The sequence below is a fragment of the Mycobacterium sp. 852014-52144_SCH5372336 genome (assembly GCF_001665615.1).
Taxonomy (GTDB): domain Bacteria; phylum Actinomycetota; class Actinomycetes; order Mycobacteriales; family Mycobacteriaceae; genus Mycobacterium; species Mycobacterium neumannii_A.
Window position 1 is genome coordinate 82963 of the sequence record NZ_LZSW01000042.1, and the last position, 22172, is coordinate 105134.

Here is a 22172-nt window from a genome sequence, read left to right on the forward strand (position 1 = left end):
CCAAGGCAACAAATTTGCTCAAATTGTAGTCTCGTGAGAGCCTGCCTGTTACGGTCACGTAAATTGCTGTTTCGTTCGAAAGGACCGGATCAGTGGCTGGCAGACACGGCAGGCATGGCAAACGCAGCCGCACCTCCAAGAAGATCGCGGCGATCGGCGCGGCCACTGCGACGGCGACGGCGCTCACGGTCGGCGCCGCACCCCTGCCCGAGCCGAGCGACGACGCGAAGACTCTCGTAGATACCCACGTCAACCTGGCCGCGGCGGTGAATCAGTGGCCCGGACCCGATGAGATCCCCGACCTCACGTTCGGCCTCGGTCCGGCGGTCTACGACCTCGGCCAGGTCGCCGCAGAGGTGCTCATCCGGCTGGTAGTCGAGAACTTCAACCTCGCCGTGCTGGCACAGGCGGCCGGCGCCGACCCGGAGTCGGTGCTGAACAACCTGCTCGGCGGGGTGCTGGGTGAGATACCGCCAGGTTTGCTCGCTGACGTTGTCGGCGCGATACCGATCGACGTACCGGGAGTCGTGGGCGCACTCATCGATCCCCTTGGGATACTCACCCCCGACGTGGAACAGCAGCTCAGCAACCTGCTGGCAGGCTCGCTGCCGGAAACCATCGGCGGCCTGTTCGGTCTGCTCGGCCTCGACCTCAGCGATCCGTTCAACCTCTCCAACCTGCCCGGACCGGTCAACGTGATCACCGCGGGCCCGGTGTTCACCGTGCTCAAGCTGTTGGGAGTCGACCTCGGTTGGGTGCCTGGCCTGCCGCGCGCCATCGCCGAGGAGGTCAACAAGACCCCGTACCTCGACGTGGAAGTCAGCCTCGAGTCAGTGCTGCGCGAGCTGGAGATCCTGAATCCGGTGTTGGACCTGCTCGACATCCCCATCCCCGACATCGACGCCGTCGAGGTCCGGGTGCCGGTGGTCCTGAGCATGGGGCTCGGCGCCTTCTCCGCCGGGGCGGCATACGAGCGAATCGTCGCCGACCTGGTGAATCAACCGGGCGGGGACAACGCCGCCGAGCATCCGCTCCTGGGTAGCATCACCATCCTCCCGATGATCCTGCTGCGCAATCCCGGGCGCGCCAACGGCGGAATGTTCGCCCGCTTCTATCCTCTGTTCGGCCTGGCGGGCATCAAGACGGTGACCCCAGAGACCGAAGCCTCCTACAGCGGGGGCACCCCGCTGCCCGGCACCGGCCTCTCCGTCGGCGGTGCGAACCTGATCCCGATCAAGCTCGACGCGACGGTTCAGTACGACATGCTGAGCGACTTCGCCGCGTGGCCGAACCCTTTCTCGTTGGCCAACAACCTCTTTGCGGGCCTGCTTCCGACCTACATGCTTCGCGGCGTCACGCTCGACCCCCAGCAGCTGCTGGAGCTCGACGATCTCGCGGAGCGCATCCGGAACGGCGATCCGCTCGCGGTCAACCTCTATCTCACGCTGCGCTCGGCAACCCTGCCGCTGCTCGAACCGCTATATCTTGCCGCCGACGTGCTCAACCTCGTCACGCTCGGAGGGGTCGCGCGCTACAACCCGTTCAGCATGGTGGCCAACGCGCTTGCGCCGGCGTTGACCAGCCTGGTGAACCTCGGCTACACCGACGTCTATTACAACCCGCAGACGGGCGGTTACGAGCGGTCACTGGACGAGGCCGGCGACCCGACGCCGTTCATGTCGTTCCCCAACGTTGACTGGGCCCAGGTGCCGGGCGTCATCTTCAACCAGTTGGTTCAGGGCATCTTCAAGGAGTTCTTCAACGGCAACCCGACCGTAGGCACGCCGAACGTCCTGACCAGTCTGCTCAGGTTCCTCACGGGCGGATCCCTCTGGGGTACAACGCCAACCAGTGTGCTGACCGACATCGTCGATGAGGCGCTGGAGGAGGCCACCGAGGAACTTCTCCCGGACACCGCGCAGGAGGAGGGCGAACTACCCTCGCCGACCGACCTGCCCGATTCCGGCGCGCGGATGCTCACCCTCGTGACCGACGAACCGGAGGGCGAGGAGGCAGTCGACGACGTCGTCGCAAACGAGGCCGAAGACAAGGTCGCAGACAAGCTCAAAGCCGAGGCGGTCGTTCAGAAGCCCGTAGAGGAAGCGGTCGGCATTGAAGAGACCGCGACCAAGGACGTGAAGGCCGCCGAGGGCGACGGCGAAACCACGGTGAGCGAGACGGGCACCAAGATCCAGGACTCCAAGACCTCCGAGACCCCTGCCGATAAGACCACCGCCGATGACACCAAGGTCGGAGAAACGAAGGCCGGAGAAACGAAGGCCGGAGAAACCAAGACCGGAGAAACGAAGGCCGGGGAGACCACGACCGGCGACAAGGACGATGACACGAAGAAGGGCTACAAGCCGGGCAACAAGTTCAGTCCGAACACCGGCGCCAAGTCCGGGCCGAAGCACGCCAAGCCCGACAACGGTGAGCCGGTCAAGGCGGTACCGGGATCGTCACCGCGACATGCCAAGCCGGACAACGACTCTCCGAGCGCGACCACCGGAGACGCCGGCAGCAGCACGTCCGGCACCACCTCCGGCACATCCGGTGAGGGGTCCAGCAGCGCCGCGGCTTGATGTGGACGGTTTAGTTGAACGCGAGCCAGCTCGGTAGTCCGCGTTCGCGTGAATCGCACAGCACCTGCCGGGTGTCACAGGATCCGCGGGGCACGCCCGCGCCGGTCCACATGCCGCCGGTGTCTCGACGCAGCACGATCGACGACGAACCGCCACCGTCGAGCAGGATCGCCGTGTCACTGCCCAACCCGCGGAACAGATCCTGGATCTGGTCGGGGGTGTAGCTCCCGCCCTGGAAGACGTACATCTCGTCCTTGTCCTTGGAGTATGCGAGCGCGGTGCGCGCCGCGCTCGGTCCGCCGTCGTTGAGCTGACCGGTGTCGCCCGGCGCGAGCAGGCCGATACCGGCGACCGCGACGAACCGCACGCCGTCGTCCACCAGCCGCTGTACCACCGGCGAAGCCGCGTCGTAGTCGTCAGGGCTGGCGGGCGGCACCACATACGGCGCACCGCCCACCGGAAGGATCATGGTGGACAGCGCTTTCCAGTGCTCGTTGCCGCCGGACAGCCCCTGTTTACCCGCATAGGCGACGGTGCCGGTCACCGCCACGTTCGCCTTACCCTGGCCGCGGGTGTTGTCGACGTAGGCGCCCAGCGGTGAACTGCATCCGGTGGACTTCCACGAGCCGCCTCGTTGGCCGCGCACGTCGAAGAAGTTGGCGTTGATCGCGATCGTCGGCTGTCCGAGCGCCTGCCAGGCCTGCAACGGAGTGAAGATCTCCGACGCCTGCAACAGCCCCTCCCCGGTGCGGGCGCGGGGATCGCGTTCGCAACGCGCTTGATAACCCCGGTGCGAGTCGACCAGCAGACGCGGCGCAAGCCGGGTGGAGGCCGCCTTGATGATCATCAGGCGCCCGCCGCTGGTGGTCTCGTACCAGCCGCCGCCCGCGTTGAGCATCGGGGCGGGATGGCCACCGCCGAAGTTGTAAACGAGATAGGACCCTCGGGTGTTGGCGATCGCGGTGGCGAGTTTCTCGCGTGCGCCGGCGGCATTGGCGGCGGGGGCCATGGACAAGACCGCAGACAGCACCGCGCACAGCAACAGCGCCGCGGCCGCTGTCGCGAAGCGTCTGATGTTTGCTGTTCGCGCCGACACGTGAGGCTCCCAAATACGACGATGGAACGGTGACATCATCAATCTCACCGTGAACACCGTCAACTTGCGTCACAGCGGCATCACGATCCGGTCTCATCGTGCCTGCGCGTTGAAACCGGGGTTAACGGGTAATCGGCCTGCGGCAGACAACGAACAGGGAGCAGAAATGATCGGAACCATCCTCAGCGCGCTCATCGTCGGTCTGATCGTGGGTGCGCTCGCGCGGCTCATCATGCCGGGCAAGCAGAACATCGGTGTGATCATGACGATCGTTCTGGGTGCCCTCGGCTCATTCCTCGGGTCCTGGCTGACCTACTCGCTCGGCTACACAAACGCGAACGGCGGCTGGGAGGTCATCCCGTTCCTTGTCGGCATCATCGTGGCGATCGTGCTGATCGCGATCTACGTCGGAATTACCGGCCGGCGGTCGGGGACCACGCGCGGCACGGCGGTCCGCTAACGCCCCGGCGGGGCCAACCGGTAGACCGCGTCGGCGTAGTCGTCGGTGATGTAGACGGCGCCGTCGGGCCCGACCACCGCGGCGACCGGTCGGCCCCACCGCGAGCCGTCTTCGGACTGGAACCCGCCGACCAGCGTCTGCTTGTCGGCGAGTTCGCCGTTGCGCCAGCCGAAGAACGCCACCTCGGGGGCATACGGCGGCTCCCGGTTCCACGACCCGTGCACGCCGACGAGGGTGCCGCTGGAGTACGGGGCCGGTAGCACGCCGTCGGTGAAGCTCATTCCGAGCGGGGCGGCATGCGCGCCGAGGCTCTGTTCGATCGGCGGCAGGGCCGCACAGTCGAGGCGGCTGCCGTCGGCGTTCGTCTGTACGTCGCGGATCAACGGCAGCCGCGCCGGGCCACCGTCGGGATTGCAGAAGGGCCAGCCCAGTTCGCGCCCTGGCGTCAGTCGCGCCACCGATTCCGGCGGATGCAGGCTTACGTAATCCTGGCGGACCTCGCCGGTCTGCGGGTCGGCGATGTTGTCGCGGTTGTTGACGGCGGTCCACACCGCTCCGTCCGGCGCGATCGCCAGGCCGGTCCCATTGCGGACCCCGGTCGCGAACGGCTCGGCGGGGCCACCGCCCGGCGGGACCCGCATGATCGTGGCGCGCGGCGGATCGGCGTCGCGATCGGCGGCAGTGATGTTGCCCGTCGAGCCAATCGAGAAGTAAACGCTGCCGTCGGGGCCGATCGCGACTGATTTGAGGGCGTGGGCATACGCGCCGCGCAGGTCCGGACTTCCCGCGTCCGGTAGATCCCCCGCCAGGGTGCGCCGATCGGTGGCCGCGCCTTCGGCGTAGGTGTAGGCGTCGACCTGGTCGCTTTCGGCGACGTAGAGCGTGTCACCTGCGAACGCGAGCCCGTGCGGTTGGTCGAGTCCTGAGAGCAGGGTCGACTGGCGGGGTTGCGCATCGGTGGGCTGCAGCCGCAACACCTCGCCCGTGCTGGGCTGCGACACCAGAAGCGCGCCGTCAGGTGCCCACGCGGCCAGCCTCGCCTTCGGGACGCGCGCCCACACCGCCATCGACCAACCGGCGGGAACGAGCGCCTGACGCGGCTCATCGAACGGCGCCTGCGCCAGGGAAGGGTCGACGGCGACGGTCACCTCGGACAGCTCCGAGGTCGCTTCCGCGGTGGCCGAGGGTTCACTCGGGGGCGGGTCCGGCGCCGGCGCTCGCCCGGAATCCGACGAACAGCCCGTCGCCAGCAGCACACCTGCCATGCAGGCGATCGCGTTATGCCGCAGCCAAACTCGCATGCATCTCCCAGACCAGAATTTCGGCCGACGTCGTGGCGGTGACGCGCTGGCCACCCGTACCCGTGAAACGAACGGCGTCGCCCTCACCCAAGGGGCCCGCGCCCTCGAGCGTGACCTCGCCGCAAGGCACGAACAGGTGGAGATACGGGGCGTGCGGCAACTCGACGCTGTCGCCGGCCCGCATCCGCGCTCCGTGTAGGGCGGCGTACTTGTTGTGGATGAAGATTGCGGTGTGGTCCCGGTGTTCAGGCATACCGCTGGCGATCGTGATCAGACCGCCGCGCAGCAGTTCGTCATCGATCTCGAGTTGCTGATAGCCGGGCTCGATTCCCGACTCGTCGGGGATCACCCACATCTGGACGAAATGCACAGGCTCACTGTGGGATTCGGTGCCCGTCAAGGTCCATGAGTCGTTCTTCTCGGAGTGCAGGATGCCGCGACCGGCCGACATCCGTTGTGCCAGACCGGGATAGATCACGCCGGAGTGGCCGGTGGAATCCTGGTGCACCAGCGATCCGCACAACACCCAGGTGACGATCTCCATGTCGCGGTGCGGATGGGTATCAAATCCGGTACCCGGTGCTACCCGGTCGTCGTTGTTGACCAGCAGCAGGCCGTGATGGGTGTTGTCCGGCTCGTAGTGGCTGCCGAAGGAGAACGAGTGTTTGGAGTCCAGCCAGGAGATCGCGGTCTTCGCGCGGTTGTCTGCCCGGCGGATGTCGACGGTGGGGGCGGTCATGGCTTACCTCTCGCTCGGCGCCCAGCCTAAAGGGGGCTACTGGACGCGACAACATAGATGATGTGTCATCTATTCCGTGTGGCTGACGAGGCGCGAACAAGAGGTCTGGCGGAAGTACCTGACGGTCACGAGCCGTCTGCAGACGGCCATGCACCGGCAACTGCAACGTGACTGCGAGCTGTCGCTGGCGGACTACGAGGTCCTCGTCGCGCTAACCGAGCGCGGTCCGCAGCGCATCAACGACCTGGCCGAGGCGCTCGGGTGGGAGCAGAGCAGGTTGTCACACCAGCTGCGGAGGATGCGCGGGCGCGCACTGCTCGAGCGGCACGGCAGCGACGACGACCGGCGGGGCGCCAGCGTATCGATCACCGACGGTGGGCTCGGAGCGCTGCAGAGGGCTGCTCCGGGGCACGCAGAACTCGTGCGCAGCACGGTGTTCGAGGGGTTGACACCACAACAGCTTCAGGCGTTCGAGGACGTTTTGAACGCGGTGCTGGACCGGCTGGCTACCAGTCCGCCTCGTCGTAGGTGACGACGCCGCGGATGTTCTTACCGTCGAGCATGTCCGCATAGCCGGAGTTGATGTCCTCGAGGCGGTAGGTCCTGGTGACCATGTCGTCGATGTTCAGCAAGCCCGACTTGTACAGGCCGACCAGCTTCGGGGTCTCGATGTGCGAGCTGCCGCCGCCGAAGATGTTGCCCTTCAACGTCTTCTGCAACATCGTGAACAGGAACAGGTTGAGCTTGACGTCGACGTCCATCATCGAGCCCATGCCCGTCACGACGCAGGTGCCCGTCTTGGTGGTCAGCGTCAGTGCCTCTTCGATGTACTCGCCCTTCATGTCCCCGACGGCGATGATCGTCTTGTCGGCCATCACGCCATGGGTGAGGTCGATGACCGGTGCGATCGCCTCGGCCATCGACGGGTAGACGTGGGTGGCGCCGAACTTGATCGCCTGTTCGCGCTTCCACTCGTTGGGGTCGATCGCGACGACGTGGCGGGCCCCGGCGATGACGGCGCCCTGCAGTGCGCTCATGCCGATGCCGCCGACGCCGACGATCACGACGGTCTCACCCGGGTTCACCTCGGCCACGTTGGTGGCCGACCCGAAGCCCGTCGGGACCGCGCAGCCCAGCAGGGCGGCCGACTCGAACGGAATGTCCTTGTCGATCTTGACGACGGAGTCCTTGTGCACCGTCATGTGGGGCGCGAACGTGCCGAGCAGGTTCATCGGCGAGACCTCGATGCTACCCACATGCACCCGGGAGGTGCCGTCGGCGATCGCCTTGCCGCCGAGCAGTACCGCGCCGCGGTCGCACAGCGAGCGGTGGCCCTTGAGGCAGGGCGCGCATTGTCCGCACGCCGGGATGAATGCGAGGATGACGTGGTCACCCTCCTCGAGGCCGGTGACGTTCTTGCCGACCTTGGTGATGACGCCGGCGCCCTCGTGCCCGCCGAGCGCAGGCAGCCCGATCGGGGTGGCGCCGGTGGTCAGGTGGTAGTCCGAATGGCACATGCCGGCGGCGTGCAGGCGGATCTGTACCTCGTCGGCGACGGGGTCACCGATCTCGATCTCGTCGATGGAAAACGGTGAGTTGAGCTCCCACAGCAGCGCGCCCTTGGTCTTCATGGCCGCTGACTATAGAACACGTTGCAGAACAGGTGTCAACTCCGCTGTGAACTGCGCAGATGAGGGCTTCGGCCCATCGCAGGCACCGCTGTCGGCCGGCTGGCTGCGCGTCGAGCCGCTTTGGGGCGCACCTTCGTAATACGCTGCCCGCGATGAGCACACCTTCGCCGCGATGGCGCGCTGTGCGGGCATTTGCGGTCTTCGCTGTGGCGCTGGTGCTGCTGATGGCGGGCAACCTCGCGCTGTACGCGTCCAGCAGGCACTGGGCCGAGGACGGTCTGCAGCTCGGCGACTTCGACAAGCCCGACCGGATCGACCTCACCGTGTGGGTGAACCGGGTGGACACCGAGACGACGACGGTGGCGGCGACGATCACCGACGTCGAGGCCAACGGGAAGTACGCCGATGAAGACGGCCATCTGAACCTGGACACCAAGCTGCTGAGCAATTCCTTCACCAACCCCTCGGTGAACCTGCCGAGCGGAGAGACCGTGCCCGTCATCGAGCAGAAGTTCGGGATGGTCGGGATCCCGACCGACTACCCCTTCGATCGCTACAGCGCCTTCCTGGGGCTCAACATCGCGGCCGACGACGGCACCGCGCTGCCCACGACGCTCACCGTGTTCAACAACGACTCGTTCTTCCGGGTCGCGCTGGGCCCCGACCCGGACGTCGAAGGCGACAGCGTCGACGCGGATCTTTTCCTGCACCGCAGCGCCCCGACGCTGGTGTTCGCCGTGTTCGTGATGCTGCTCATGCTTGGGTTGGCCGCGGCCGCCGTCACGGCGTCCTACTACGCGCTGCGGTGGCGCAGAGGTCTTGTCCTGCCGGCCTGCTCGATGATGGCGGCGATCCTGTTCGCGCTGATCCCTCTGCGCAACGCCGTGCCCGGCGGCCCGCCGATCGGCTCGCTCATCGACTTCGCGGCGTTCTTCATCGCCGAGGGGGTAATCTCGATCGCGTTGATCACCAGCGTCGTGCTCGGCTACCGGCACGACATCGCCTATGAGCGTGCCGAAGCGGAAAAGGCGGGCCTGAGCATCGACGAGTACGCGCTGGGCCGCAAGCCCTAGGTCACGCGGTGTCGGCGAACCCGAAGGGGGCGAAGGTCGTGGCGTGGAACGCCACGACATGCGCGATGCCGCCGGCCGTCACTTCGAGCACATGGAGCTGGAAGGCTTCGTGAACCCCGGTCTCCCGGTTGAGCAGGTACAACGCCGCGGCCGGCTGACCGTTGGCCGTGGTCCGGATGAACCGCATATCCCCGGGCCCTTCGGCAGGGCAGTGCGTTTTCGACAGAGCCACGATGTTCTCCGGGCCCTGGTACCAGCCGTCGAACGGCGGCATCTCCCACACGGCATCCGCGGTGAACAACTCGACGAGCTTGTCGACGTCGTAGCTCTCGAACGCTGCGATATAGCGCGTCAGCAGGTCTTGGGCCTCCGGCGACTCCGGCGCGCGCAGCTCGTCGTCCTCCCTCGGGCCGACGGCGTCCAGCTGCGCACGCGCCCGCTGTAGCAGGCTGTTCACCGCTGCCGTCGACGCGCCGACCGCCGCGGCGACCTCGGACGCCTTCCACTGCAGCACGTCGCGCATCACCAGAACAGCGCGCTGCCGCGGTGAGAGGTGCTGAAGAGCCGCGACGAATGCCAGCCGCACGGATTCGCGAGAGCCCACGATGACCGACGGGTCGGCCGGGTCAACCGCCTGATCGGGCAGCGGCTCGAGCCACGGCACCTCCTCGCGGGCGACGATGTCGTCGAGCGGATCGGAACTCGGGGCCCCGAGGCCCGTCGGCAGCGGCCTGCGCTGCCTGCTCTCCAGCGCCGTCAGGCAGGTGTTGGTGGCGATCCGGTACAGCCACGTGCGCACCGACGATTTGCCCTCGAAGCCTTTGAACGACTTCCACGCCCGCAGATAGGTCTCCTGCACCAGATCCTCGGCATCGTGCAGCGAACCGGTCATTCGGTAGCAGTGCGCGAGTAGTTCACGGCGATACCGTTGGGCATCGGCCAGGAAGGCATCCTCGGCGCTGCTGTCGTCGACATCGTGGGCCAGGACCGTCACGCCGCCGAGCTTAATCAGTGGGTCCGACAACGGATAGTCTCGCTGCGTGACCACGACCCGCAGCGAACGCAGCTTCGACGGTATCGGCGGTGTGCGCATCGTCTACGACGTGTGGACTCCCGAGGGGGATCCGCGCGGCGCGGTCGTGCTGTGCCACGGATACGCCGAGCATGCCCGCCGGTATGACCACGTCGCGCAGCGGTTCGGCCAGGCCGGCCTGCTCACCTACGCGCTCGACCTGCGCGGCCACGGGCGCTCCGATGGCAAACGGGTTTACCTCCGCAACATCGGCGAGTACACCGGCGACTTCGGAACCCTGGTGACGATCGTCGCCGACGAGCACCCCCGGCTGCCGCGCATCGTCCTCGGCCACAGCATGGGCGGCGGCGTCGTCTTCACCTACGGCGTCGAGCACCCCGACGACTACACCGCGATGGTGCTGTCGGGGCCCGCCGTCTACGCCCACGACGCGGTGTCACCGGCCATGATCACGGTCGCCAAGGTCGTCGGCAGCATCCTGCCGGGCCTCCCCGTCGAGCAACTGCCCACCGAAGCGGTGTCGCGGGACCCCGATGTCGTGGCCGCGTACATGGCCGACCCGATGGTGCACCACGGGAAGCTCCCCGCCGGGGTGGCCAAGGCGCTGATCAAGGTCGGCGAGACGATGCCGCAGCGGGCGTCCGCGCTCACCGCGCCGCTGCTGGTGGTGCACGGCGAACAGGACAAGCTCATTCCTGTCGCGGGCAGCCGCCACCTGCTGGCGTGTGTCGCATCGACCGATGCGCACCTGAAGGTCTATCCCGAGCTCTACCACGAGGTGTTCAACGAGCCCGAGCGTGACCTGGTGCTCGACGACGTCACCTCGTGGATCGAGGCCAAGCTTTGAAAGCAGTTGTCGCGGGGGCGCTTTCACTGATCGTCGTACTGTCGGGATGTTCGGCCTCGGGCGACGTGCAGTGGGTCGACGAGGACGTCACCTTCACCGCCGACGACCTGACCATCCACGGCACATACCGGCACGAGACCGGCGACACGGTGGGGCCCGCCGCGCTGCTGATCTCCGAGAGCGGCGCCACGGACCGAAACGGCGACAACCAGGTCGCCGGGCCGGTCGGGAACATGCGCCAACTCGCCGAACTGTTGTCGGACCGCGACGTGGCCAGCCTGCGTTACGACAAGGTCGGCACCGGCCAGACCGGCCTCGGCCCGTACGCGCAGCGGCCCACCGAGGTGGTCAGTTCGGTCTACACCACGGGCGCGAAGGCCGCGGTGCGCTACCTGGCCGATCAGTCGCGGACCGACGACTCCCGCATCTCGGTCTATGCGGTGGGCGAAGGCACCATCCACGCGATGACGCTGGCCGGCGACACCGACGCCGGTGCTCCAAAGATCCACGCGCTCGGCCTCTTTCAACCGCTGCCCGGCCGCTACCTCGACATGATCACCAACCGGGTGCGCGCCGGCGGCGCTGCAGAGACCCTGTCCGCGTGGCTGGCGGCCGTCGAGCAGGTCCGGACCACGGGGACGGCGCCTGCGAACCTGCCCGAGGGCCTGGGCGCGATGCTGAACCCGGGCAACGTCAACGCGGTCGTCGAAGCCGACAAGATCGACCCGCTGACGCTGGCAGCCAAGGTGCCTGCGGGCACACCGGTGCTGTTGACCTGTTCGGACTCCGACGCGCAGGCGTCGTGCGACTCGATCCGACCCCTCGCGGACGCGCTTGGGCACACCGCGCTGACGGTCGTGGAGCTCAAAGGGGTCAACCACGTGCTGCGTGACGACCCGAGCGACAACGTCGCCAACTACGCCTCCCAAGATCCGCTTTCTTCACAGGTTGTCGAAGCGGTGGACCGCTTTGTCGCCGAGCAGCCCTAATCTGGCGCCATGAGTGACGACAAGATGCTGGCCCGCATCGCCGCACTGCTGCGGCAGGCCGAGGGCACCGACAACGCGCACGAGGCGGAGGCGTTCATGGCCGCGGCGCAGCGGTTGGCGACGGCCACCTCCATCGACCTGGCGGTGGCGCGGTCGCACTCCGATCAGCGCACGAAGGCGCAGATGCCGGTGCAGCGCACGATCACGATCGGCAACGCGGGCACCCGAGGGCTGCGGACGTATGTGCAGTTGTTCACCGTGATCGCGCACGCCAACGACGTGAAATGCGATGTCGCGTCGAACTCGACATTCGTCTACGCCTACGGATTTCCCGAGGACATCGACGCCAGCCATGCGCTGTACGCGGGCCTGGTCATGCAGATGGTCAGGGCCTCGCAGGCCTACATCGAGTCGGGCGCCCACCGTCCCACGCCGACCATCACCGCGCGAATCAACTTCCAGTTGGCGTTCGGCGCCCGCATCGGCCAGCGACTGGTCGAGGCGCGGGAGGAAGCACGCCGGGAGGCCACGAACAGCCGCGACAGCCGGCCGGGCACCGCGATCGCGTTGCGGGACAAGGACCTCGAGTTGCGCGACTTCTATCGCGAAACCTCCGAGGCGCGCGGGACGTGGCGGGCGACCAGCGCGACGGCCGGCTACTCCTCGGCCGCCCGCCGTGCCGGTGACCGCGCGGGCCGCAAGGCCAGGCTCGGGCCCAGCCCGGAAATCGCCAATGCGCGTTCGGCGCTGCCCGGGAATGGGCGCCGCGCCTCCGGGGAGACGTGACGCCGCGCGACACCCAGAGGGCGAAGGTGTACGCCGCGGAGGAGTTCGTCCGGACGTTGTTCGACCGGGCCGCCGAGCACGGCAACCGGGCCATCGACTTCTTCGGGACCTCGTTGACCCTGCCGCCCGAGGCACGGTTCGCGTCGGTGGAGTCGGTGCAGCGTTATGTCGACGAGGTACTGGCGATGCCCGCCGTGCGGCGACGCTGGCCACGGGTGGCCCCGCTCGGCGTGCGGCCCAGGCGCGGAGCCAGCGCCGCTCACTACGAACTCGATGACGATGGCGCCGTCATCGCGGTGCCCGAAGTCCGGACCCGTTGGGCGCTGCGCGAATTGGTGGTGCTGCACGAGATCGCACACCACCTGTGCGAGGCGGCGCCGCCGCACGGGCCGCAGTTCGTGGCCACCTTCTGTGAACTCGCCGACACGGTGATGGGGCCGGAGGTGGCCCACGTGTTACGCGTGGTGTATGCGAAAGAGGGTGTACGTTAGCCGTTCCCGTCGGTGATGTCGGCGACGGCGGCGTCGATCCGGTCCCGGTCGGCCTCCAGCGACGCGGTGGCCGCGGCCGTCGCGGAGTCCAGCGCCTCGTTGAGCCGCTTCTGGACCTCCTCGACACCCAGACCGAGCAGACCGTCCTCGATGACCACGCCCGTCAGCTGGTGGTGACCGTCCAACGTCACTCGTACAGTGTCGAATTCGTCAGTGCCGGTGAAGGTTTGAGAGTTCATCCGGTCCAGCTGGTCGTCCATGAGCGACTGCAACTGCTGCGCCTGCCGCAACACGGCGGCGACGTCGGGGTGCATATCGTCGCTCACGCGTCGTCTCGGCTCTCGCCGTCGGTGACCGCCCTGCGCCTGCGATTGCCGACGACCGCCTCGGTCCACGGCCGTTCCTCGGTGTAGAGGTCCTCGTCGGGCGTGACTCGGGGATCGCGCCGCTTTTCCTTGCCCTGTTGGGCGCCGGCACCGTGCGCCATCGGGGCCATACCGCCGGCAATGGGCGTACCCGCGCGGCCGTCCGTCGATGATCCCGGCGCGCCGCCCGCCGCGGCAGGCATGGTCGGGGCGGGCGCGACCGTCTCCGCGGTTACCGGGGCCGACATCGGCGTCGCAGGCATGCCACCGCCGCCGGAGCCACCGCCTCTTCCGCCGCCCCCTCCGGCACCGCCGACAGCAGCGGGGCGCACTCGCGGATCGGTCGACTTCGGGCCCGATGCCGCAGCCCCAGCCGGCGCACCGCCGCCCGACGGCGTACCACCGCCCGAGGGCGCACCGCCACCCGACGGCGCACCACCGCCGGCTGGCGCGCGACCTCCGGCAGAAGCGCCACCCGGGCGCGCCGCACCCTCGGCCCGGTCCGCGGTCCCGGACCGCTGCGGGCCGTACGACGCCATAGCCGCGCGACCGCCGCCGGTTTGCGCACCGGGGCCACCGACGATTGCGGCGCTGTCGGCGTCGGAGCTGGACGGCATCGCGGGCCGCACGGGTGAGAAGGTCGCGCCGCTCGCATAGTCCTGGCGCACGTCGTCGGACCGCTGCTGCAGCTCCTGCAGCCGCTTCTGGATCGTGGCCATCTCGTTGGAGGTCGCGACGGAGTTGCCCACCGTCGTCTGCGCCGCGAGCTCACGCAGCCGGGTCTCCAACTCCACGTACTCGGTGTGGATGCCCGCATGCTCGGCCTTCGCGGCGTCATGTGCCGCAATGATTTTCGCCGCCGCTTCCGCGAGGTCGTGCCAGCCCTCGGCGAGTTGTTCCAGCCAGCCGCTGAATTCGGCCATCCTGGCGTACGCGGCGTCGGCGGCCCGGCCCTCCCAGTCGCCGCTGGGCGGCCGCGGCGCGGCGTCCCTGACCCGGGTACTGGCCAGACCCCATTGCAGCATGGCCATTTTCAGCGATGCACCGTTGTCCCCGGCGACCAGGTCAGCCTGCGTCTCGTGCACGTCGCTGTAGCCGCCCGCATCGAGTGGCTGCGGAGTGCCGACCGGATGGGGAAGCGCGGGCGGCGGCGTCGCCGGGGCGGGCACCGCGATCGCCTCGACCGCTGCCCGTCGGTTGGGGTTCTCGATGGCTCGCCCGCAGGTTTCGTCGACCTCGGTGTAGGCGTCGGCGGCGATCTGCAGCATCTCGGCGATGCGCTGGTTCTCCGTCTCGGCCCACCGCTGAAACTCCATCAGCGACTGCGCGTTCGCGTTCAGGTTGGCGACCGCGGCGGCCGAGGACGGCAGCGCATCCGGCGGCACCACCGCTTCGGTTACGGGGTTGTGCCACTGCGTCCCGTGCATCTCTGCGGACTGCTTGGTGAGCTCCGCCGGTTCGACCCGCTGGATCTCGCCCATCGCTACCCCTGCGCCCGCATGTCGGCTCAGCCCTCGAGGACCATCTGGTAGCGGCTTTCCTCGCGCGGATTGATCAGCCTTATCGGCAATTGGCGATGACGGGGCGTCTCGATGTAGTTGTTGCGCAACATCACCCGGCCGAGGCCGGGGTGCGGGCTCAAGTACGTCGTCGCATGCGGCCACGCCACCTTGGCCTCGTCCCCGATCCTGGCGTTGACGTATCCGGCGAACTCGTTGAACTGCGGCGTCAGGGTGACCACGGCACCTGCCGCCGCCGACCGCACGATGAACTGGGTGAACAGCCGGGAGTCGCCGAGGTTGATGCTCACGTCAACGTCGTCGAACGGTATGTAGGCGGGGTAGCGGTCGGCGGTCTCACCGACCAGCACCCCCGCCGACCCGATCGGCAGCTCGTAGTGGCGGTCGCCGACCGGGCTGATGCCGTGCAGAGCCGCCCGCTGCCCGCCGAACAGACACGAAAAGCCGCGTGGTGTGGCGGGATTGGCCAACGTGGTCAGCAGCACCGTCGAGCGTGGGGCCTCACCGGGCCGAATGCGGACCCGGGTGATCGTATGGTCGGCGCGCGCCGACCACCACACGTCAGGTCCGCCCGGCGCGGTGTAGGCCGCGGTGAACGTGCTGCGGCCCTTGATCGCCGACCACGTCTCACGCTCGAAACTGATCTCGGTGGCCCGGTCGAGATCGTCGAAACTGCGCGCAGGGCGAGCGTCGATTCCGTTGCCGGCCAACTGATCCGCGATCCGGGTGGCCGAGGACACCAGGTACCGCGCAAGCCCGGCAACCCCGGACTCGCGGCGCTGCGACGACTTGCGCGTGAACTCGGGGTCGGCGCGCAGCACGATCCAGGTGCGCCGGTTCGCCGGAGCCGGATACGGACCGACGACCTGTTCGTACAGCGAAATCAGCGTGGCGGGAGCGGTTTTGCCGACGCGATACCCCGACGACACCACGTCGGCCTCGACGTCCGGGCAGTGCGCGGCCACGAGTTGTTCGACGAGCCGGGTGTCGACGACGTCGTCGGTGAACGCCGCGCCGTTGACGATCACCGTCGGGGTGAACGGACGCGGCACCAGTTCGATCGCCGCGGTCAAGTACTCGTCCTGCCATCGCACGGCGACGTGATCGCCCGGCATCACAGTCGCGCCCACCGCGGGTTCCGACGGACGCTGCGGAACGTCGCGGTGCCTGCGCCGCCACGCGAACACCGCCGCCACCCAACCGGTGATCCGCAGCCCGCGGATGGTCACCACCGAGCCCAGCGCGATCAGCACGGCGAGCGTGATTCCGAGCCACAACAAATTCAGCTCGGCGAACACCAGGACGGTCGCGGGGATCAGCGCCGCCGCCCAGATCGCGTGGCCCGTCGTGAAGCGCAGGCCGAACATGCCGAAGAGCCTGTTCATCGGCGCCTCAGTGCGCGGCGGGCCAGCGCGCCGAGTCCGAGCGCGGCCGCAAGCCCGGCTCCGGTGACGACCACCGCGGTGATCGGCCCCCGATCCGGCGGCGGGGTGAACACCGGCGCCGGAAGCTCCTTGACCCGGTACTGCACCTGCTCCGGGCCGGGAGGCACGTCCCACGTCAACGCGGCGACGGGGTCGACCGCCCCGGCGCCCACATAGTTGTCGACGCCGCCGCCCGGGTGCCGCGCCGTCGCGGTGATCCGGTTCATGATCTGGGCGGGCGTGAGCGCGGGGAAGCGCTGTTTGAGCAGCGCCGCCAGCCCGGAGACGTAGGCCGCGGCGAACGACGTCCCGCTGATGGGGATCGGGCCGTCCTGGCCCTGCAGCGCGTTGACCGGATTGCCGTCGTAGCCGAGCGCGACGAGGTTCTCGGCAGGTGCCGCGGCGCCGAGCCACGGACCCGACATCGAGAACGTGCTCGGCTGGCCGTTCGGGGCGATCCCGCCGACCGTCAGCACCAGCGGTGAATACCAGGCCGGGCTGACGATCGTCTGCACCTGCTTCCAACCGCGCGGATCGGTCGGAACCGCGGGATCGGCTGGCGGGTTCTGCGCGCAATCCTGGCCGGTGTTGCCCGCGGCGACGACGATGACGGCGCCCTTGACGTTGACCGCGTAGTTGATCGCGGCGCCAAGGCTGGTCTCGTTGATCGGGCGGGTGACCTTGTAGCAGGCCGCCTCGCTGATGTTGATGACCTGCGCGCCGAGATTGGCCGCGTGCACCACCGCGCGCGCGAGGCTGCGCAGCGATCCTGCGGTCTGGGTGGCGTTCGGGTCGTTGGGGTCCTGGCGCGTCCCCACCGTCTGGAACGCCTCGGAGGTCTGGCGCAGCGACAGGATGCGGGCGTCGGGCGCGACGCCGACGAAGCCGTCGTTCGGCGCGGGCCGACCCGCGATGATCGACGCTGTCAACGTGCCGTGCGCATCGCAGTCCGACATGCCGTTCCCGGCCTGGTCGACGAAGTCTCCGCCCGGTTCGGCGGGCACCCGCGGTGAGCCGACGACGCCGGTGTCGATCACCGCGACGGTCACGCCCGCGCCCGTCGCGAACTTCTGCGCCTCGGACAACCGCAGGTAGTCGTTCGCCCAGGGCCGGTCGGCGAAGTTCGCGTTCGGAAACACCGTCGGCGCAGAGCAGACCCGGCGCTGCTCCATCGGCTGATCCGGCCCGGTCTCATCCGGGGGCACGGCCGCGGGATCGATCGTCGGCGGCTCGATCGCCGTCGCCGGAGGGGCGGCGATCAAGGCCAGCAACAGCACCGCCGTCAGCACGCCGACGCGTTCGAAGAGGCACCGCACGCGCTACGCACCTCCCCGGCGGCCGGACTGGTCGGCGGTGTGCCACGACACCGGCAGCAAACTGAAATCTGCCCGTTGCGCAGGGCAAACGCTCACGTCACGCCGATGGGCCGATTGCACGCAGCCAATCTTAAGGGGCCGCTCGGGGGAGTCATTCCACTATCTGGTGGCGCACGCCCGTCACCAGGGGCTGCCGCGTCGGTTACCGCAGCGCCTGCGGGCTAGGTGACCGCGATGTCCAGACCGTCGACGTCCAGGGTCAGCGCCCCCGCAGGGTCGGCGCGGAACTTTCCGTTGCCCGCCGCTTCGGCCAGCCCGCCGGTGCCCGATGCGATCCGCACCTCTCCACTGGCCACGCCGTCCCGGTAGGCGCCGTCGTGCAGCAACACCAAGCCGCCGGTCGCGCCCGCGATGGTGCCGGTGACGTGCTCGATGCCGACGAACAGCGCACTCTTGTCCGGTCCGTAGGCCAACAGCCACTTGGTCGTCGACGTACCCTGGATGTCACCTTCGTAGCGTTTCGAGACCAGGGCCTCGGTGAGCTTGGTGGCCTCGTCGCCGTTCTCGAACGGCGTCTCATCCCAGCTGGCGATCTGGAAGGTCGCCTCGATATGTCTGCTCATGACCGGCGGATACCCGGTCACCGGACCGCGGAACCGAGAGGCCGACGGGCAGCACCGCCGGTCACTGTGATAGTCAAGGCATCACGGCCGCGTTGCGTCCGCTAGCACGTCAAACTATAGTCTGGACACATGTCCAGAAGGTTCGGAGTTGTTGCGTGACACGATTTGTCCAGCTCACCGGCCCTGGATTCAGCCGCTTCTGCGCATCGTCTTGAGTTGACCATGCGCATCGCACTTCTGTCCTACCGGAGCAAGACCCACTGTGGTGGGCAGGGCGTCTACGTCCGCTACCTGTCCCGCGGCCTCGCGGACCTGGGCCACGAGGTCGAGGTGTTCTCGGGCCAGCCCTATCCGGAGGAACTCGATCCCCGCGTTCGGCTGACCGAGGTGCCCAGCCTGGACCTCTACCGGGAACCCGATCCCTTCCGGATCCCGTGGCCCAACGAGATCAAGACGTCGATCGACCTGCTCGAGCTGCTGACCACGTGGACGGCGGGCTTCCCCGAACCCCGCACGTTCAGCCTGCGCGCCGCGCGGGTGCTCGCCGAACGTCGCAACGAGTTCGACGTCGTGCACGACAACCAGTGCCTGGGCACCGGGCTGCGCAAGATCGCCGGCCTCGGCCTTCCGGTGGTCGCCACCGTGCATCACCCGATCACCCGCGACAAGGTGGTCGACGTCGCGGCCGCCAAGTGGTGGCGTAAACCGCTGGTGCGACGGTGGTACGGCTTCGCCGAGATGCAGAAGCAGGTGGCCTGCGAGATACCCGAACTGCTGACCGTGTCGTCGACGTCGGCCGCTGACATCGCCGAGGACTTCGGCGTCGCACCCAGCCAGCTGCACGTCGTGCCGCTGGGCGTGGACACCGCGATGTTCAAGCCCGCCGAGCGACGGGTGCGCAACCGCATCATCGCGATCGCCAGCGCCGATGTTCCCCTCAAAGGCGTCAGGCACCTGCTGCACGCGGTGGCCCGGCTGCGCGTCGAACGCGATCTCGAACTGCAGCTGGTCGCCAAGCTCGAACCGAACGGTCCCACCGAGAAGCTGATTGCCGAGCTCGGCATCTCCGACATCGTGCACAGCTCCAGCGGGTTGTCCGACAGCGAGCTGGCCGACCTACTGGCCTCGGCCGAAGTCGCTTGCATCCCATCGCTTTACGAGGGGTTCTCGTTGCCAGCGGTGGAGGCGATGGCCAGCGGCACGCCCATCGTGGCCAGCCGCGCCGGTGCGCTGCCCGAGGTGGTGGGCGCCGACGGCGATTGCGCCCGGCTGGTCAAGCCCGCCGACGTCGACGAATTGACCGCGGTGCTCGGCGAACTGCTCGACTCACCGCGTGAGCTGGCCCGCCTCGGGGCGAACGGCCGCAAGCGCGCGGTAGAGGTGTTCAGCTGGCAATCGGTTGCGGCGCAGACGGTTGCGGTCTACGAGAAGGCGCGCGAACGGGTCGGCGCATGCTGACGGTGGACTTCGACCGGCTCGGCGTCGGCGAGGGCACGAAGGTGATCGACGTGGGCTGCGGCGCAGGCCGGCACAGCTTCGAGGCCTTCCGGCGCGGAGCGGACGTCGTCGCGTTCGACCAGAGCGCCGCCGACCTCAACGACGTCGACGAGATCCTGACCGCCATGCGCGAGCAGGGTGAGGCGCCGCCGACGGCCAAGGCCGAGGCGGTCAAGGGCGACGCGCTCGATCTGCCTTATGCCGACTGCACTTTCGACTGTGTGATCGCCTCGGAGATCCTCGAGCACGTGCCCGAGGACGAGAAGGCGATCGCCGAGCTGGTCCGGGTGCTCAAGCCCGGCGGAATGCTCGCCGTCACGGTACCGCGGTGGCTCCCCGAGAAGCTGTGCTGGGTGTTGTCCGACGAGTACCACGCCAACGAGGGCGGGCACGTGCGGATCTATCACGCCGACCGGCTGCGCGACAAAGTGCTCGCCCATGGCCTTCAACTCGAGCACACTCAACACGCGCACGCCTTGCACTCCCCGTACTGGTGGCTCAAATGCGCGGTGGGAACCGAGAATTCGGATCACGTCGCGGTGAAGGCGTACCACCGGATGCTGGTGTGGGACATGATGAGCCGCCCGTGGCTGACGCGGACGGCGGAGTCGCTGCTCAACCCGCTGATCGGCAAGAGCGTCGCGTTGTACTTCACGAAACCGGTGGGTGCCGGTGCTGACACCTAAACTCGACGGCGTCCCGGGCGTTCCCGGGGTGCTGACACCCGAACAGTGCCGTCAGACCGCGAAATCGATTGCTGCTACCCAGGAGTCCTCGGGTGCGCTGCCGTGGTTCGACGGTGGCCACACCGATCCGTGGGATCACATCGAGAACGCGATGGCGCTGACGGTCGCCGGGTTGCTGGAGCCGGCCCGTGCGGCGTTCGAGTGGTCGCGCACGCACCAGCGCCGCGACGGATCGTGGCCCATCCAGTTGCGCAACGGTGTCATCGAGGACGCCAACAGCGACAGCAACTTCTGCGCCTACATCGCCACCGGCGTCTGGCACCACGTGCTGGTCACCGGTGACCGCCGCTTCGCGGAGACGATGTGGCCGGTGGTCACCAAGGCGATCGACTTCGTGCTCGGCATGCAGCTCAGTGGCGGTGAGATCGCGTGGGCGAGAAGCCCTTCGACCATCGAATCCGAGGCCCTGATGACGGGGTGCGCGAGCATCTACCACAGCATCCGGTGCGCGCTGGCGCTCGCGGACTACTTCGACGACCCGCAGCCGGAATGGGAGGTCGCGGTCGGCAGGCTCGGCCACGCGATCGCCCACCATCCCGAGGCGTTCACGGTGAAGGACCGCTGGTCGATGGAGTGGTACTACCCGGTGCTCACCGGCGCGGTGCGCGGTCCCGCGGCGCGGATGCGGATCGACGAGCGGTGGCACGACTTCGTGGTTCCCGGACTGGGTATCCGGTGCGTCGACGACCGGCCGTGGGTGACCGGAGCCGAAACCTGCGAGCTGGTACTGGCTTTGGACGCGATGGGTGACGCGGTGCGCGCCAGGGAGCAGTTCGCCGCGATGCACCATCTGCGTGAGGACGACGGCTCCTACTGGACGGGTCTGGTGTTCGCCGACGGCAAGCGCTGGCCGGAGGAACGTACGACGTGGACCGGCGCGGCGATGATTCTGGCCGCCGACGCGCTGTCGTCGACGTCGGCAGCCAGCGGGATCTTCCGGGGAGCAGACCTTCCGCGCGGCCTCGAAGGCGAATACGACTGCGAGTGCGCGACCAGCGACCGCTAGCCCAGCGGCTCGCCGGCGACGCCGTCCGTGCGCTCGAGCACCCGCATGGATCCGGTTGCCGAGACCTCGCGAAAATGGTTGGTGTTCAACGCCCGCTGGTAGATGTGGAACGGCGCCTGCCCGCCCTCGTCGGGGTTGGGGAACACGTCGTGGATGACGAGCGCCGCGCCCACCTCCACCCATCTGGCCCAGCCGTCGAAATCGCGCTGTGCGGCTTCCTCGGTGTGGCCGCCGTCGATGAACAGGAAGCGCAACGGAGTTCGCCATCCCCGCGCCACCACCGGTGACCGGCCGACGATCGCGACGACGTGGTCGTCGAGGCCCGCGGCGTCGAGCGTGTGCCGAGCCGTCGGCAACGTGTCGAACAGGCCGGTGACGGGATCGACCATCGACTCGTCGTGGTACTCCCACCCCGGCTGGTGTTCTTCGGAGCCGTGGTGGTGGTCGACGGTGTAGATCACGCCGCCGGTCTGCTGTGCGGCGGCGCCGAGTAGCACGGTGGACTTGCCGCAGTACGTGCCGATCTCGACGCCGATGCCGTCGCCGAGATACTTCACGGCCGCGTCGAACAGGGCCCGGCCCTCGTCGGCTGGCATGAATCCGATGACCTGCTCGGCAAGGGCGAAGAGTTCGTCTGTGGTGCGCAT

Annotated in this window: 22 protein-coding genes; 11 read left to right on the plus strand and 11 right to left on the minus strand. The window is 68.2% G+C overall.

Annotation, left to right across the window (positions count from 1 at the left end):
* Positions 1–92 precede the first annotated feature (92 nt).
* Positions 93–2582 carry a hypothetical protein gene (locus tag A5759_RS09120; protein WP_068196540.1) on the plus strand — a complete coding sequence of 830 codons (2490 nt, stop codon included), beginning with the start codon at positions 93–95 and terminating at the stop codon, positions 2580–2582.
* Between the two features lie 10 nt (positions 2583–2592).
* Here A5759_RS09120 and A5759_RS09125 read toward each other — a convergent pair whose 3' ends face one another.
* A complete protein-coding gene (locus A5759_RS09125) occupies positions 2593–3714 on the minus strand; it encodes a phosphodiester glycosidase family protein (protein ID WP_094287098.1) in 1122 nt (373 codons plus the stop codon).
* Between the two features lie 130 nt (positions 3715–3844).
* Between A5759_RS09125 and A5759_RS09130 the strand changes: the two genes are divergently transcribed.
* Positions 3845–4138, plus strand: coding sequence for a GlsB/YeaQ/YmgE family stress response membrane protein (locus A5759_RS09130; protein ID WP_064395021.1), 294 nt, complete (start codon positions 3845–3847; stop codon positions 4136–4138).
* Here A5759_RS09130 and A5759_RS09135 read toward each other — a convergent pair.
* Both A5759_RS09135 and A5759_RS09140 read right to left on the minus strand, forming a co-directional pair.
* A complete protein-coding gene (locus A5759_RS09135) occupies positions 4135–5439 on the minus strand; it encodes a sorbosone dehydrogenase family protein (protein WP_068196546.1) in 1305 nt (434 codons plus the stop codon). The genes A5759_RS09130 and A5759_RS09135 overlap by 4 nt on opposite strands.
* Positions 5417–6178, minus strand: a complete 762-nt coding sequence (locus A5759_RS09140) for a pirin-like bicupin family protein (protein WP_068196551.1) — start codon at positions 6176–6178, stop codon at positions 5417–5419. The genes A5759_RS09135 and A5759_RS09140 overlap by 23 nt, the downstream gene beginning before the upstream one ends.
* 67 nt (positions 6179–6245) lie before the next feature.
* On the opposite strand from A5759_RS09140, the gene A5759_RS09145 reads away from it, so the two are divergent.
* Positions 6246–6710 (plus strand): MarR family winged helix-turn-helix transcriptional regulator, encoded by a 465-nt coding sequence (locus A5759_RS09145; RefSeq protein WP_068196554.1) that lies wholly within the window; start codon positions 6246–6248, stop codon positions 6708–6710.
* Here A5759_RS09145 and A5759_RS09150 read toward each other — a convergent pair.
* On the minus strand, positions 6685–7809 hold the full coding sequence (locus A5759_RS09150; protein WP_068196559.1) for an NDMA-dependent alcohol dehydrogenase: 1125 nt from the start codon (positions 7807–7809) through the stop codon (positions 6685–6687). The two genes, A5759_RS09145 and A5759_RS09150, sit on opposite strands and share 26 nt — an antisense overlap.
* 152 nt (positions 7810–7961) lie before the next feature.
* Between A5759_RS09150 and A5759_RS09155 the strand changes: the two genes are divergently transcribed.
* Complete coding sequence (locus A5759_RS09155) at positions 7962–8882, plus strand: DUF4436 family protein (RefSeq protein ID WP_082962058.1); 921 nt, start codon at positions 7962–7964, stop codon at positions 8880–8882.
* A 1-nt stretch (position 8883) separates the two neighbouring features.
* On the opposite strand, the gene A5759_RS09160 is transcribed toward A5759_RS09155, so the two are convergent.
* Positions 8884–9906 (minus strand): sigma-70 family RNA polymerase sigma factor, encoded by a 1023-nt coding sequence (locus A5759_RS09160; RefSeq protein WP_068196566.1) that lies wholly within the window; start codon positions 9904–9906, stop codon positions 8884–8886.
* A gap of 16 nt (positions 9907–9922) precedes the next feature.
* Between A5759_RS09160 and A5759_RS09165 the strand changes: the two genes are divergently transcribed.
* Genes A5759_RS09165 through A5759_RS09180 form a run of 4 tightly spaced genes read left to right on the plus strand, consistent with a single transcriptional unit; the run spans position 9923 to position 13028 of the window.
* Positions 9923–10762 carry an alpha/beta hydrolase gene (locus tag A5759_RS09165; RefSeq protein ID WP_068196569.1) on the plus strand — a complete coding sequence of 280 codons (840 nt, stop codon included), beginning with the start codon at positions 9923–9925 and terminating at the stop codon, positions 10760–10762.
* Positions 10763–10788: 26 nt separating this feature from the next.
* Positions 10789–11751 carry a hypothetical protein gene (locus A5759_RS09170; RefSeq protein WP_369816182.1) on the plus strand — a complete coding sequence of 321 codons (963 nt, stop codon included), beginning with the start codon at positions 10789–10791 and terminating at the stop codon, positions 11749–11751.
* 9 nt (positions 11752–11760) lie between these two features.
* Entirely contained in the window at positions 11761–12537 is a 777-nt protein-coding gene (locus A5759_RS09175) for a DUF2786 domain-containing protein (protein ID WP_064395030.1), read from the plus strand.
* The gene (locus A5759_RS09180; protein WP_064395031.1) at positions 12534–13028 is read left to right on the plus strand and encodes a TIGR04338 family metallohydrolase; all 495 of its coding nucleotides are present in this window, start codon (positions 12534–12536) and stop codon (positions 13026–13028) included. The genes A5759_RS09175 and A5759_RS09180 overlap by 4 nt, the downstream gene beginning before the upstream one ends.
* Here the strand turns inward: A5759_RS09180 and A5759_RS09185 are convergent.
* The 5 genes from A5759_RS09185 to A5759_RS09205 form a co-directional block, all read right to left on the minus strand.
* Positions 13025–13354, minus strand: a complete 330-nt coding sequence (locus A5759_RS09185) for a YbaB/EbfC family nucleoid-associated protein (protein WP_094287038.1) — start codon at positions 13352–13354, stop codon at positions 13025–13027. The two genes, A5759_RS09180 and A5759_RS09185, sit on opposite strands and share 4 nt — an antisense overlap.
* Positions 13351–14874: a hypothetical protein gene (locus A5759_RS09190; protein ID WP_068196577.1), complete on the minus strand. Its 1524-nt coding sequence runs from the start codon at positions 14872–14874 to the stop codon at positions 13351–13353. The genes A5759_RS09185 and A5759_RS09190 overlap by 4 nt, the downstream gene beginning before the upstream one ends.
* A 26-nt stretch (positions 14875–14900) precedes the next feature.
* On the minus strand, positions 14901–16298 hold the full coding sequence (gene eccE / locus A5759_RS09195) for a type VII secretion protein EccE (RefSeq protein ID WP_064418159.1): 1398 nt from the start codon (positions 16296–16298) through the stop codon (positions 14901–14903).
* Complete coding sequence (mycP, locus tag A5759_RS09200; protein WP_068196580.1) at positions 16295–17653, minus strand: type VII secretion-associated serine protease mycosin; 1359 nt, start codon at positions 17651–17653, stop codon at positions 16295–16297. Before mycP ends, eccE begins: the two co-directional genes overlap by 4 nt.
* A gap of 221 nt (positions 17654–17874) precedes the next feature.
* Entirely contained in the window at positions 17875–18276 is a 402-nt protein-coding gene (locus A5759_RS09205) for a DUF3224 domain-containing protein (RefSeq protein WP_064395079.1), read from the minus strand.
* 222 nt (positions 18277–18498) lie between these two features.
* On the opposite strand from A5759_RS09205, the gene A5759_RS09210 reads away from it, so the two are divergent.
* Genes A5759_RS09210 through A5759_RS09220 form a run of 3 tightly spaced genes read left to right on the plus strand, consistent with a single transcriptional unit; the run spans position 18499 to position 21525 of the window.
* A complete protein-coding gene (locus A5759_RS09210; protein ID WP_064395035.1) occupies positions 18499–19734 on the plus strand; it encodes a glycosyltransferase family 4 protein in 1236 nt (411 codons plus the stop codon).
* The gene (locus tag A5759_RS09215) at positions 19728–20459 is read left to right on the plus strand and encodes a class I SAM-dependent methyltransferase (RefSeq protein WP_064418193.1); all 732 of its coding nucleotides are present in this window, start codon (positions 19728–19730) and stop codon (positions 20457–20459) included. Before A5759_RS09210 ends, A5759_RS09215 begins: the two co-directional genes overlap by 7 nt.
* Entirely contained in the window at positions 20446–21525 is a 1080-nt protein-coding gene (locus tag A5759_RS09220; protein ID WP_064395081.1) for a hypothetical protein, read from the plus strand. The genes A5759_RS09215 and A5759_RS09220 overlap by 14 nt, the downstream gene beginning before the upstream one ends.
* On the opposite strand, the gene A5759_RS09225 is transcribed toward A5759_RS09220, so the two are convergent.
* Positions 21522–22172 (minus strand): class I SAM-dependent methyltransferase, encoded by a 651-nt coding sequence (locus A5759_RS09225; RefSeq protein ID WP_064395036.1) that lies wholly within the window; start codon positions 22170–22172, stop codon positions 21522–21524. The two genes, A5759_RS09220 and A5759_RS09225, sit on opposite strands and share 4 nt — an antisense overlap.

Excerpts from the sequence above, each read along its gene's own strand:
- A5759_RS09125 (WP_094287098.1), bottom strand. The coding sequence starts at position 3,714 with ATGTCACCGTTCCATCGTCGTATTTGGGAGCCTCACGTGTCGGCGCGA.
- A5759_RS09130 (WP_064395021.1), top strand. The coding sequence starts at position 3,845 with ATGATCGGAACCATCCTCAGCGCGCTCATCGTCGGTCTGATCGTGGGT.
- A5759_RS09135 (WP_068196546.1), bottom strand. The coding sequence starts at position 5,439 with ATGCGAGTTTGGCTGCGGCATAACGCGATCGCCTGCATGGCAGGTGTG.
- A5759_RS09140 (WP_068196551.1), bottom strand. The coding sequence starts at position 6,178 with ATGACCGCCCCCACCGTCGACATCCGCCGGGCAGACAACCGCGCGAAG.
- A5759_RS09150 (WP_068196559.1), bottom strand. The coding sequence starts at position 7,809 with ATGAAGACCAAGGGCGCGCTGCTGTGGGAGCTCAACTCACCGTTTTCC.
- A5759_RS09155 (WP_082962058.1), top strand. The coding sequence starts at position 7,962 with ATGAGCACACCTTCGCCGCGATGGCGCGCTGTGCGGGCATTTGCGGTC.
- A5759_RS09175 (WP_064395030.1), top strand. The coding sequence starts at position 11,761 with ATGAGTGACGACAAGATGCTGGCCCGCATCGCCGCACTGCTGCGGCAG.
- A5759_RS09190 (WP_068196577.1), bottom strand. The coding sequence starts at position 14,874 with ATGGGCGAGATCCAGCGGGTCGAACCGGCGGAGCTCACCAAGCAGTCC.
- eccE (WP_064418159.1), bottom strand. The coding sequence starts at position 16,298 with ATGAACAGGCTCTTCGGCATGTTCGGCCTGCGCTTCACGACGGGCCAC.
- A5759_RS09205 (WP_064395079.1), bottom strand. The coding sequence starts at position 18,276 with ATGAGCAGACATATCGAGGCGACCTTCCAGATCGCCAGCTGGGATGAG.
- A5759_RS09210 (WP_064395035.1), top strand. The coding sequence starts at position 18,499 with ATGCGCATCGCACTTCTGTCCTACCGGAGCAAGACCCACTGTGGTGGG.
- A5759_RS09215 (WP_064418193.1), top strand. The coding sequence starts at position 19,728 with ATGCTGACGGTGGACTTCGACCGGCTCGGCGTCGGCGAGGGCACGAAG.
- A5759_RS09225 (WP_064395036.1), bottom strand. The coding sequence starts at position 22,172 with ATGCGCACCACAGACGAACTCTTCGCCCTTGCCGAGCAGGTCATCGGA.